General features: G+C 41.8%; 11 protein-coding genes and 2 tRNA genes. All 13 read right to left on the bottom strand.

What is annotated here, in order from left to right; all coding sequences use genetic code 11:
* Positions 1-214, bottom strand: a 214-nt coding sequence (locus tag HGJ98_RS16250) for an ATP-grasp domain-containing protein (RefSeq protein ID WP_291352697.1), incomplete at its 3' end; no start/stop codon positions are given.
* A 47-nt stretch (positions 215-261) separates the two neighbouring features.
* Positions 262-1,707, bottom strand: coding sequence for a methylaspartate mutase subunit E (locus HGJ98_RS16255; protein WP_291352698.1), 1,446 nt, complete (start codon positions 1,705-1,707; stop codon positions 262-264).
* On the bottom strand, positions 1,704-3,074 hold the full coding sequence (locus HGJ98_RS16260) for a HEAT repeat domain-containing protein (RefSeq protein ID WP_291352700.1): 1,371 nt from the start codon (positions 3,072-3,074) through the stop codon (positions 1,704-1,706). The genes HGJ98_RS16255 and HGJ98_RS16260 overlap by 4 nt, the downstream gene beginning before the upstream one ends.
* 11 nt (positions 3,075-3,085) lie before the next feature.
* A complete protein-coding gene (locus tag HGJ98_RS16265) occupies positions 3,086-3,667 on the bottom strand; it encodes a 2-oxoacid:acceptor oxidoreductase family protein (protein WP_291352702.1) in 582 nt (193 codons plus the stop codon).
* On the bottom strand, positions 3,667-4,470 hold the full coding sequence (locus tag HGJ98_RS16270) for a 2-oxoacid:ferredoxin oxidoreductase subunit beta (RefSeq protein ID WP_291352704.1): 804 nt from the start codon (positions 4,468-4,470) through the stop codon (positions 3,667-3,669). The genes HGJ98_RS16265 and HGJ98_RS16270 overlap by 1 nt, the downstream gene beginning before the upstream one ends.
* Positions 4,471-4,472: 2 nt before the next feature.
* On the bottom strand, positions 4,473-5,588 hold the full coding sequence (locus HGJ98_RS16275) for a 2-oxoacid:acceptor oxidoreductase subunit alpha (protein WP_291352706.1): 1,116 nt from the start codon (positions 5,586-5,588) through the stop codon (positions 4,473-4,475).
* Entirely contained in the window at positions 5,585-5,797 is a 213-nt protein-coding gene (locus HGJ98_RS16280) for a 4Fe-4S dicluster domain-containing protein (protein WP_291352708.1), read from the bottom strand. The genes HGJ98_RS16275 and HGJ98_RS16280 overlap by 4 nt, the downstream gene beginning before the upstream one ends.
* A gap of 123 nt (positions 5,798-5,920) precedes the next feature.
* Entirely contained in the window at positions 5,921-6,238 is a 318-nt protein-coding gene (locus tag HGJ98_RS16285) for a DUF1992 domain-containing protein (RefSeq protein WP_291352710.1), read from the bottom strand.
* 169 nt (positions 6,239-6,407) lie between these two features.
* Positions 6,408-7,028 carry an HDIG domain-containing metalloprotein gene (locus HGJ98_RS16290; protein WP_291352712.1) on the bottom strand — a complete coding sequence of 207 codons (621 nt, stop codon included), beginning with the start codon at positions 7,026-7,028 and terminating at the stop codon, positions 6,408-6,410.
* Positions 7,029-7,242: 214 nt separating this feature from the next.
* Positions 7,243-9,819, bottom strand: coding sequence for an HD domain-containing phosphohydrolase (locus tag HGJ98_RS16295; protein ID WP_291352714.1), 2,577 nt, complete (start codon positions 9,817-9,819; stop codon positions 7,243-7,245).
* Between the two features lie 251 nt (positions 9,820-10,070).
* Positions 10,071-11,114, bottom strand: a complete 1,044-nt coding sequence (locus HGJ98_RS16300) for an alpha/beta hydrolase (protein WP_291352716.1) — start codon at positions 11,112-11,114, stop codon at positions 10,071-10,073.
* Between the two features lie 198 nt (positions 11,115-11,312).
* Positions 11,313-11,386 (bottom strand) — tRNA-Gly (locus HGJ98_RS16305).
* A 150-nt stretch (positions 11,387-11,536) separates the two neighbouring features.
* Positions 11,537-11,613: transfer RNA gene (locus HGJ98_RS16310), tRNA-Met, on the bottom strand.
* Positions 11,614-11,655: the final 42 nt, after the last annotated feature.

Consider the following 11,655-nt stretch of genomic DNA (forward strand, 5'->3'; position numbering starts at 1 on the left):
CAGCGACTCTTGCTTCTTCAGGATGATCGGCGAATTTGATACCACCAGCTTTACCCCGTTTCCCGGATAGAACCTGAGACTTGATTACCACAGGGCCCCCAATTTCCGTCGCTATCTGGAATGCCTCATCTGAATTGGCAACCATTCTCCCCTTTGGTACAGGAAGTCCGAACTTAGCAAAGACTTCCTTACCCATATATTCAAACATTTTCACGAACCGAATCTCTCCCCTCGTCTATAAAACCATTGTCCTTCAGTCGTTTATCTCGGACGTCCAATCAATCGTCCTTTACCAATAGCATAGATATCATCGACGACCATTTGGAAAGACGGCTCACGGCCTTCTTCCTTGCCACGTTCTGTTATACGTTCCCTGTGAAAATCCAAACTTTCCTTACCAAGAGGCAGGTTCCCATGATCAAGCAAGCGTACCGCACCTTGCGAGTCACGAACCGGCAGTATTCTTCCAGCATTAAACCGACTGGGAGCAAAGGGAATATCTATAACCCCCGCTTCAAACCCCTTAACAGTTCCAATGGCCAGATCCCCATCGCCCAATTCCAAAACCTTATTAACGATAGCTCTAGTCTCTTGCTTGATTAATTCTTCTTCCCATTGCAGTTCAGGAGTATTAGGAAAAATTTGGTCCTTCAGCATACTCAAGACTTGTTTCGTAGCTTTAATTCCGGAAGCATTGGCCTCCTTCGTAGAAATTCCTATCGCTTCGTAAGGAGACTTTACGATTACCTTCGTAGCTTTAGCAAATGCTGCCGTTGCAGCACCCCAGGAAATGACTCCGAAAGCCTTACTCTCGTCTTGAGGAAAACCTCCCATCCACTGATGGAAGACGCTAGTTAACATTATGTCCTGATAATTAAAGCGTCCTAAAAACTCCTCGCCTAACTCAATTAGGCTTCGAATGGCTGCAATATCCTGGATCAGATTGCCACATTGCCCGTATCCTAAGGAAATATTCTTTACCCCTTGTTCAGCAGCAAGCAAAGCTTCAATGACTGCCACACTATGCGAGATACAGGGAGGGACTAAGGTACCTGTTAAAGGGCCAAAGGGCTCGCGATTAATTCTAACACCTTGTTCTTCATATAAGCCAACTAAACGGTCCACATATTGCCAGTTACTAATCGTTTCTTCTAAAGATACGTTCTTAGCATAAGGAATGTTTGAAGAAATACCACCGCCCTCAAAATCCGTAAACCCACCAGCTAAAGTAATTTCAGCCAATAAACGTGCATCAGAAGTTCCATGTCTCACCTGACAAGGTAAATTCACTGACTCTATGACCTTACGGCAAGCCACCACTCCATAATTAATAGCTGGAAAACCAGTAAGCATAGAATGTCCGGCAATTTTACCTTCTGAGATCCCCTTTTCCGCTTCCTGATAGCGATTCTGTCTGGTTAAGGAATCGATGGTTGTCGGAAGTAAATCCGCTCCGCCCTCCTCCTGAAGGTATTTAAGCATATCTATATGTTCATCGATCAAGGCAACTCCGGCCCGAGGTTGAGCTAGGGTTCGTCCTTCTGCCTTAGCTTTGGCTAACACTTGTGCAAATACTTTTTCTCTAGGCAGAGCCTTATGATAACTTACAGCTTCCTCAAAATTAATTCCTTCCCCAGTTGACCATTGCGTGAGAACCTTCTCTTGCTGGGCATGAAATTCAACCGCTTCGAGACGTTTATTGATCATGAGGAAAGGCCCTCCCCACTAAGAGTTTTAATCTTTCGGACCGCTCCCCGGGCTCGCTCTCTTACATTAATTGATTCTCCGTAATCTTCAGCCACTCTCAATAATTCATTCATTGCTAGGACATCACCCATTTCTCCAAGGGCTTGTACTGCCATTTCTCTTACTCCAACGACTGGATCTAGCAGCAGTGGGATTAAGGAGGAGACAGCCGACTTATTTCCTATCTGCCCCAAGGCTTCACACGCTCTGGCTCGGATTAAGCTGTCATTGTCACCCAAGCATTTCATAAGTAAATCAAAGGCCTGGGGAATGTTGGCGAACACCTTAATTAAGTATATATCGACCCGTCTGCTAACCTTTTGATAGACACTGTTTAAAACTTCTAAGGCTTGTTTCTGTTCTAATTCCTGCAAAGTCCAATCAATTAATCGAATTAATACCGCCTCATTCTGATTAAGCAGAATTCCTTGAGCTAATTCAAGATCCTGAATTGAAACAGCCCTCTTCAACTGTTCTCCAAGTTTAGGCAGCAAAAAACCTGCAATGGTTTGAGCACTTTTTTCGCTCAGGGCTAGCTTTCCAGCTTTGTTCTTCTGAATATAATGGATTGAAATCAGTCCATCTATGACGCAGGAAAACAGATTAGCACGCATTCCAGCCGTTTCGCTCATGGCAGCGATTAATGATTCCTCATCCAATTTGCCCTCGTGAGTGTGAATTATCTCCAGTAAATTTACTAAATCCGGGACCAGCAATGGCATCCCCAGGTCCCAAATCACCTGTTCTAGGATTAAACGTTCTTTATATAAGGGTTCACCAGCGACCCCAGTTTGAAATTGGTAAAGGAAACTAAGTTGTTCGAACCCAAATTCTCTCAACTCTGTGTTCTGCTGGCATTCTAGTAAACTAGCCCTCGAATTAACCATAAAAGCTTTGAGCTTTTTTAAGCGTAGGACGAGCAAATCTAAATAATCTAAAGGATAGCCCATCCTTTCTGCAATATTGGGCAAGGATTCCCCACCGATCCAAAGCCTAAAAATCCGCCGCCAGGGTTCCTTAGGATCCGTTATTTGCGGACGCTTGATGATACTTTGCGCAGGTAGGAGCAAATCTCTGGCTAAATCCACAACAACAGCGGAAGGATTAGCAAACTGATTCTTAAGTTTCCATTGAACAATCTCGGCAAAGGTGGAATTCGTCAGTAAGTCCGCATTATTGCAAAAACAATGCACAAGATCAGGTATAATTGTTTCATTGATATACTTAAGAGCCAGAGGACTTCTAGGCCCGCCCCACTCCTCTAATAAAACCGCAGCTAGGCTTTCCGATAAGCTGGTTAAATCATTTTTGGTCCAGCCCCAATTCATTAATTCCACCACTATTCATCACCTTCGTTTTGACAATGTTCACTTTCTTGTTTGGCCCCTGCTTTAGTTCCCATTTGCCAACCTATTTGCAGTGCCTTAATGTTTTGCTCGGCCGTCCCTCTTGGCGCCCTTTGCTGGACTGCCGCAAGAACATCTTCCATAGGAATTTTACCGCTCAATGAAGCGACCACTCCCAAAGCCACGACATTGGCACTTTGTTCAGAACCAAAGTGGGTGCGAGCTGCCATCGTAATAGGCAGAGAATAAAAATTCCTGCTCCGCGGCTTAACTTCTGTCACTTGGGAATTATCCACAATTAAGATGGCCTCGTTGTCTAGATGCAGCCCATACTTCTTATAGGCCTCTTGACTAAGGGTAAGCACAAAGTCTGGTTTTTCAACTTTAGGGTAATTAATTGCTTCGTTCCCGATGATGACTTCAGCTCGACTGGCGCCTCCCCGGGCTTCGGGTCCATAGCTTTGACTCTGAGCAACATTTTGACCGGCATTAATTCCCGCCTCAGCTAACATGATTGCCGCTAAAATTAGGCCTTGCCCACCCGTTCCGGTTAACAGAAACTCTTGCTTAGCCATTAGCGACCCTCCCTTAATCTCTGTCTAAGTCTCTCATACTCATGAGTATATTCCGGTGCCTGTCGTTTGAAAATCTCACCAATCTGGAAGTCTTCTTCGCCGCCGGGCTGTTGTCCTGCTTTGAAGGCGTGCTCTTTTTGCCAAAGTAACATATCCGCAGGGGTTTTAAACTTATTGCGCCGACCATAGGAAACAGGACACTGGGAAATGGCTTCTACTATTGAAAAGCCAGAGTTGTTATAGGCATCCATCACTAATTTAGTGAGGAGTTGATTGTGGTAAGCTGTGGCTCTAGCCCCATAGGTGGCTCCCGCTGCTTTAGCCACCTCTAAAACCTGAAAGGGTCTTTCCAAGTTGCCAAAAGGAGAGGTCGTTCCCCGTTTTTCATGAGGGGTTAAGGGGGAAGTCTGACCACCTGTCATGCCATAAATACTATTGTTGATGACGATGGCTGTCAGATCAATATTCCGCCTTGCGGCATGAATTAAATGATTACCCCCAATAGCCGTCGAATCACCATCTCCCATGACGACGAAAACATCCAGCTCTGGGCGTGCCGCTTTAATTCCAGTAGCGAAGGGTAACGCTCTCCCATGGGTTGTATGGATGGTATTAAAGTCTAAGTAACCAGGCATCCGAGAAGAACAGCCAATCCCAGAAACAAAAATCACCTTATTTTGGTCAAGCTGTAAGGTCTTGATGGCTCGAACGATCGCTGCGGTAATGGTTCCTATACCGCAACCTGGGCACCAAATATGCGGTAGTGTCTCGGTTCGAAAATACTGTGCAATATCATTAAACATTATTATAGAACCTCCCGAATTCTGTCCAAAACTTCCTTGGGGGTTATTAACTCTCCGTCAATACGATTGAGACGTTCGACGGCTTTATAACCAAAGATTCGTTCGATTTCACCGACCAATTGACCGTTATTCATCTCTACAACTAAATACTTCCGATCTGCATGCTTCTCTAGCTGTTCTTGTGGAAAAGGCCATATGGTAATAGGTCGAAAAAGTCCAACCTTTATACCAAGGTTTCGAGCCATATGAACCCCTTCCATGGCTGAACGGGCGGTACATCCATAAGCAATAACGATCAATTCAGCATCATCAAGGTACAGTTCTTCGACTAATTGAATTCGGTCTAAATAAGGGTTTAATTTCTGAGTTAAACGTTGCATGAACTTTTTTGTCACTTCGGGGTTCCCAGTTGGTAAGCCCTTTTCATTATGAGTTAAGCCGGTTACATGGTAGCGGTAACCCTCGCCAAAGTTGGCCATAGCTGGGATCATACTTTCATTGTTTTCATAAGGAATATAATCCCCAGGGGGCAGAGTCGACCGTTTTCTGTCAACAATGGTTAATTCTTCGGGTAAAACAACTTTCTCACGTAAATGCCCAATCACTTCATCCATAAGTAAAATCACTGGGATCCGAAACTCTTCTGCCATGTTAAATGCCTTTACTGTAAGTTCATAACACTCTTGAACGGAGGATGGGGTTAAGGCAATAATCGGATGGTCTCCATGAGTACCCCACCTCGCTTGCATAACATCTGCTTGGGCGGGAGAGGTTGGCAGTCCAGTACTTGGCCCTCCTCTTTGTACATTGACCACGACACAGGGGACTTCTGTCGCAATGGCATACCCCAGATTCTCCTGCTTTAATGAAAATCCTGGCCCGCTGGTAGCTGTCAGGCTTTTGACCCCTGTCAAGGATGCCCCGATGATCGCTGCCATGCTTCCTATTTCATCTTCCATTTGGATAAAGGTGCCGCCAATCAAGGGTAATCTTTCAGCCATTTTTTCTGCGATCTCCGTGGACGGGGTAATTGGATATCCTGCGTAAAAAAGCACGCCTGCTGCCAGTGCCCCTTCGGCGACAGCTTCATTGCCTTGCATTAACCTAGCTTTATTCATTCTTTAGTCACCTCAATATTGATGGCAAAGTCTGGACAAAGCCGTTCACAAATCCTACAAGCAATGCACTGGTCCGGCTTAGCTACGTTTACCCTTCCTAATTCATCACTTTCCAGTACTTTTTTTGGACAAAAAGCGATACAGATCCCACACTTTTTACACCATTCGTTCGTCACAATAACACGAGTATCATGAATTGCTGTAACCAATCTTTCTCCATCTCCCCTATAAATCCAAGTATGTGACTCGTACTATCTTTTTCGCCAAACTTCTTATTAATCCTTCTATCTCCGCGCAATATTTCGAAGATTATGCATTTTTTATAAATAGTGCTATCTTCTACGTCTACAATCCATCATAACGTGATGATTATAGACCTTTTCAGAAAGTTCTTCTTTAGACATTGGATTTCTATGGGGTAAGTCCAAACTACGAGGTTCGGAAAGCGAAATACCTTCCTTCCCTTTGGTAGTTTGATCAAAATAGCCTGAGTTCTTCAGGACATTACAGGCTGCTCTTAGTTTTCTGGGTAAAAAGTAAAACCCCTCAACCTTTAAAGGCTTTCCAGCACCAGGAAGGTTTTTGAAATCCCCCCTAGCTATAGCCTCCTGAATTCTCCGTTCAGTAAGACTACTAAAAACATCCTTCATGCTCCTCCCCCCTCACAAAGACTAATATTTTTTGTATTTATGCATTATATGATGGACTCTCTGAGGTATTGTCAACGTACGTTCATTAATGCATTAAGGCGACTAGGGTATAGACAAAAGATTGTCTATGCCTTAGTCGCCTCTTTATAGCAGACAGAACTATGTATTCCTAATGGTTTAAATAGTTATGACATTTCTCCAAAAATGTAAGGATACTTTTTTCTTCAATAAGCTTTTTATCAAGGGTCATATCTCCTCTTCCTAATCGATCACATAGTCCCAAAAGTGCCACCTCGTCGATGGAAACCTCAGCAGCCATTTTTCGGATATCTGCAAACGGTAAACCCTTTGTAACGAAAAGTATCTGCATATGCCACCTTACCATTTTGGTGACTTGATGAATGAATTCATCATCACTATTAACTTCCTTTAAAAATTTAGCTGCAAGCCGCTCTCCCATCTTGTCATGGTCATAGGAGGTTATTCTCCCTTTAGTTACCTTCGTTGCGGGTGCTTTACCTAAATCATGGAGCAAAGCGGACCACATAAGTACTTTTGGATTTTGGCTAAGGTGTTTCCTTTCTGCTGCATTATTAACAACTAACATAGTATGCTTCCAAACACTACCCTCAGGGTGATGTTTCGGAGACTGGGGAACGTTCATTAAGTCGCCTAATAATGTGTAAGGATAGCCTTCATTAAATAATCCTGTTTTACTTAACTCATTAAAGTAATCAGAAGGCTTTTCATCATTTAATAAATGTGCATCGAATTCATCAAACATTTGCATGCTACATTTTCTCCAATTTATTATTTTGTTTTATATACTTACCCAAGCTCCTGAATTTGATGCACTTTTCAGCTAATAGTTAAACACCTACTTCAAGTGAGTATTCCCATACCTGCATTTGATTTGCTTTCTTAGGAAAAAATATTCATTAAGAGTTTACAATATCGAAAGCTCGTCGCTTGGACGAGTCTTGACATTGTATCTCTTTTTTATTTTATATAGAATTGCGCCTATTAGGGGAATTAATGACATTATCAATAAATAAGTTTACCAACTCCGGGTCGAACTGAGTCCCTGCATTTTTCTTTAGTTCTTGGATAGCCACTTCATCGGATAAAGCTCCACGATAGCTTCTTACACTCGTCATGGCATCATAAGCATCTGCAATGGCAATAATTCTGGGTTGAAGGGGTATCTCCTCCCCTTTTAATCCCTTTGGATAGCCTAAGCCATCCAATCGTTCATGATGAGCCAACACATAGTTCGAGATTTCTGACATACCATTGGCCGTGCTCAAAATACGATACCCTATTTCTGGATGACGTTTGATTTCTTCCCACTCGTCATTTGTTAATTTTTCCGGCTTATTAAGTATAGTTTCATCAATGGCTATTTTTCCAATATCATGAAGTAAACCCACACTTTTTAGTTCTTTAACTTCTCCTTCTCGTAGACCAAGGGCCTCTCCCATACGTTGACAAAGTTCTGAAACTCGATGGGAGTGCTGTTCTTCTCGTCGATTCTTTTCATGAAGGGTTTTAATAATCGTCTCTATGGTTTTTCCACGTATACTTGGACCTTCAAAGAGTTTTTTCTTATACATACAATCCTCGGCTTTTTTAAAAAGCTCAAGGATATTTTCTTCTTCAGAACGCTTGATTTCATATCCAAAAGAAATGGAAATTTCAATTGAACCTACTCTTTTCTGAAGAGCTAAGGTGGCGATTCGTTTGAGAATTTCCTCAGTCTCCTCAATGCCCGTTTTAGGTAGCAGAATAACAAATTCATCTCCTCCAAGGCGTGCGATAACATCATCTTTTCTGCAACCTGTGCATAGCACTTCTGCGACGGTTTTTAGGAGTTCATCACCAGTCCCATGACCAAAGCTATCATTGATCAGCTTAAGACCATTTACATCCCCCATTACGAGAGTTAATGGATAATTCTTTGGAACATCGAGTCGCTTCAATTCCCGTTCAAAGAAACGCCGATTATAAAGACCAGTTAGTTGGTCGTGGAAACTTAAATAAATAATTTTCTCTTCAGCACGTTTTCGATCTGTGATATCCTGAATCATCCCAATTAAACGAAGGGCATTATCTTGGTGGTCGAACTCAACTTTCCCAAGTTCATGTAGCCAGCGTACCTCCCCATCATGAACACGAATAATCTTATACTCAAAATCAAAGCGTTGCTTTGATTTTTTAATTCCTGCAAAATAGCTCGTCAGTTTGTCTCGCCAATCTGGGTGAACAATTTCCAGCCAGCCTTCCCGTGTACGCGGGTAGGTTTCATCAATCCCTAGCACCTCATAAAGTTCTTGCGTACACTTCCATTCTCGCGTATTGAGGTCCGTAACATAGCTCCCCAAACGAGCTACTCGTTGTGATTCACGTAATAAATCATTCTGTTCTTCCAATACGGAATTAAGCTCATCTAACTGACTGGTTCGGATTCTCACTTTTTCTTCAAGATCTTCATTTAGATGTCTGATTTCTTCTTCAACTTTTTCACGTTTACTGATCTGTTCCTCAAGCATCGCATTGCTTTCTTCAAGCTCACTATTGAGATCCTCCAGCTGGGCTGTTCTTTCTATAACTCTGTTTTCGAGTTCTGTATTTAAGGTTCTAATCTCTGTTTCAATTCGTTCTCTAGATTTGAGAGCCTTATATAACTCACTTGTTCTTTGTTTAACCATTCGCTGAAGTGTTCGATTCCAGATAAATAACAACATTGCCAGCAGAAAAACCACTGCTCCCGTGATGATTATCCCTCTGAATAGGGGAAGTTCATGGATTGGCATACTCTTAGACCCAAACCATTGGTTATTAATAACCTGATAGTCACTCTTAGAAATCTTCGCAAATCCATCATTAAGTGTCTCTAAAAGCTCTGTATCACCTTTTTTTACAGCTCTGAAAAATTGGCTAGTGTATACAGATGAATTCGTATAATTAAATTTTTCATGAATTCCCATTTTGTAAAGGTAATATAGTGCTGGAGGTTTTCCCATTACAAATAATACGAGTTTATTATCTTTGGCTGCTTGAATGATGGCTTCGGCTGTTTCATATTCTTCAATGTCTGTAATCCCATTTTCTTTAAGAACACTGATGCAGCTATCTCCTTTTTTCGCCGCAACCTTAAATCCCCTTAAAGAATTGACATCGGTAATCCCCGAAATATTCTTATGGAAGAATATTGGCACTTCTATAGAGGCATAGGGCTCTGCATAATCCAATAACTCTGTTCTTTCCTCACGAAAGGAGATCGTATCAATGACATCGAACTCTCCTTTTATCATGCTTTCATAAGCTCGATTCCAAGTCATCCCTGTTATGTTCACTTTTATTCCCGTCATTCGCTCGAAATATTTCCATTGGTCCAGAGTGATGCCTTGCAAGTCCCCCTGACTATTTCGAAATGAGTATGGGGGGTAATTGTCATCCATAACAACGCTGATTGTTTTTATCTCAGAAGTAGCGACAGTCTGTACTTGAGCAGTAAACACAAACGCCAATGCCAAACTCAGGATCACGAAAAAGTTATAGTTCCATCTCAAAATTTTCATGTAAACCTAACCTCCCCTACCGATCATACAATCCTGCAGCATTATGCCTGCCTATTCTACTCAATCGCCGCATCTCTTTTCAACTTAGATTTCATTGGGTTTTGGATTTTCTCATCTTTCAAAAAACGACATAATAAACTCTGTTTCATTATTATTCTTTACAAATTTTGAAATTCCTCCCTCTTGCAGGAATAAAAAATGAATTCTCATCCAGTATTAATATTTATTTGGCAATCTATATTGATGGTGTTTCAGTAGGTATCCAACCATATATTATTCAATTCATTTAGCAAGCTAAAAAACTCCTCTTCTTCTTCGAAATGCGGGAAATGCGCAGACTCCTTAAAAACAACAAATTCTTTCCTGGGTGAGTTGATCGACGTCAGATACCTACCGGCATTGTCGACTGGCGTTAGGTAATCATATTTTCCAGAAACAAAATAGCAGGGGATCTTAAGTTCAGGCACTTCCTTAGGCAAATTGCTTTGCTTTATTTCCTTCCATAACCTGTTATCAGAAACAATCAACCCACCAGCATAGCGTATAGCATCAAGTAAATTGTATTCAGGGTTAAACAATATTCCTGCTACTAAATCCTTTTTTTCATTAATAAGCCGTGCTGCACCACCATATTTCCAAACAAAATTCCTCGGAAATGATTCTCTACGATTCAATATACTTTCTCTACAAGCCTCAATGGCGTTTGCATCCAATAAATTTTTTTGAGTCTTAGCCTGCAATAGACAGTATTCCAAGGCTTCTAATTCCCCTGCCCAAAAATCTCCCACTTGTCCAATTCCAATATACCCTATATATTTTTCTGGTGCTTGATAAGCGGCCTCAATACCTAATACTGATCCAAATGAATGTCCCACTAGGATAACCTTGTCTGTTTTTAACTCACTTCTTATATAATCGGTAAGATCCAAAAGATCTTCGACCAGAAGGCTAATTGTTAATTTCGAGTAATCCTCAGAAAAGTGATAGGATTTTCCTGAACCTCTTTGATCGTATTGGACTATCGTAAAATTCTGTTCCAATAAATTTTGATATTTTCTAACATAGGAAATTTCCGGACAACCTGGACCTCCATGTACAAATATAACAACAGGATTTTTGTAGTCATTCCCTCTAATCATAACCTCTTGTTCGCTGCCGTTTATCTCAACCTGTTTTAAAATACTAATGCTATTCTCATAACCAATTATGGATGGCGTCCACGTAGGGAAAAACAACCCTATCATTACAATGGCCACTATCATACTCACAATTCTTAGGGCGAATATTCTTTTCATATTAAACCATCAGTCATGTCTACTAACACTCTCCTCTGATTTGTAAATCCTTTTCCAAAACTCAGCAAGATTACTGCTTTGTAAGAGAGACCCTAGGTGTTAGCCATAGTCGCTTGATGCTTCCAAAAAAAGCATAACGTTGCATAGTCTCTTATACTATAAAAAACCGCACCTTACGGTACGGTTCAATAATTCTAATGGAGCGGGTGATGAGAATCGAACTCACGTAGCTAGCTTGGAAGGCTAGTGCTCTACCATTGAGCTACACCCGCAAAATCGTGGCTTGAGGTTCGATATTCGAGGATTGATTCAGTCGTCCTCAAAAGGAACACTCTACCTACTATAATATACATATGTTCGTGCATTGACCTCGAAGTTCTGTATTTGGTCGAACTTCGACCACGAACATCGAATATCGATAATGGTAGCAGGGGGGGGATTTGAACCCTCGAATGAGCGGGTATGAACCACTTGCCTTAGACCACTTGGCTACCCTGCCATGGCTCCCCGAGTAGGACTCGAACCTACAACCTACCGGTTA

The organism is Desulfosporosinus sp. (assembly GCF_014237355.1).
Classification (GTDB): Bacteria; Bacillota; Desulfitobacteriia; order Desulfitobacteriales; family Desulfitobacteriaceae; genus Desulfosporosinus.

Coding starts and splice junctions, on each gene's coding strand:
- HGJ98_RS16265 (WP_291352702.1), bottom strand. CDS start 3,667: ATGGCTAAGCAAGAGTTTCTGTTAACCGGAACGGGTGGGCAAGGCCTA.
- HGJ98_RS16255 (WP_291352698.1), bottom strand. CDS start 1,707: ATGATCAATAAACGTCTCGAAGCGGTTGAATTTCATGCCCAGCAAGAG.
- HGJ98_RS16290 (WP_291352712.1), bottom strand. CDS start 7,028: ATGCAAATGTTTGATGAATTCGATGCACATTTATTAAATGATGAAAAG.
- HGJ98_RS16260 (WP_291352700.1), bottom strand. CDS start 3,074: ATGAATTGGGGCTGGACCAAAAATGATTTAACCAGCTTATCGGAAAGC.
- HGJ98_RS16285 (WP_291352710.1), bottom strand. CDS start 6,238: ATGAAGGATGTTTTTAGTAGTCTTACTGAACGGAGAATTCAGGAGGCT.
- HGJ98_RS16275 (WP_291352706.1), bottom strand. CDS start 5,588: ATGAATAAAGCTAGGTTAATGCAAGGCAATGAAGCTGTCGCCGAAGGG.
- HGJ98_RS16295 (WP_291352714.1), bottom strand. CDS start 9,819: ATGAAAATTTTGAGATGGAACTATAACTTTTTCGTGATCCTGAGTTTG.
- HGJ98_RS16300 (WP_291352716.1), bottom strand. CDS start 11,114: ATGAAAAGAATATTCGCCCTAAGAATTGTGAGTATGATAGTGGCCATT.
- HGJ98_RS16270 (WP_291352704.1), bottom strand. CDS start 4,470: ATGTTTAATGATATTGCACAGTATTTTCGAACCGAGACACTACCGCAT.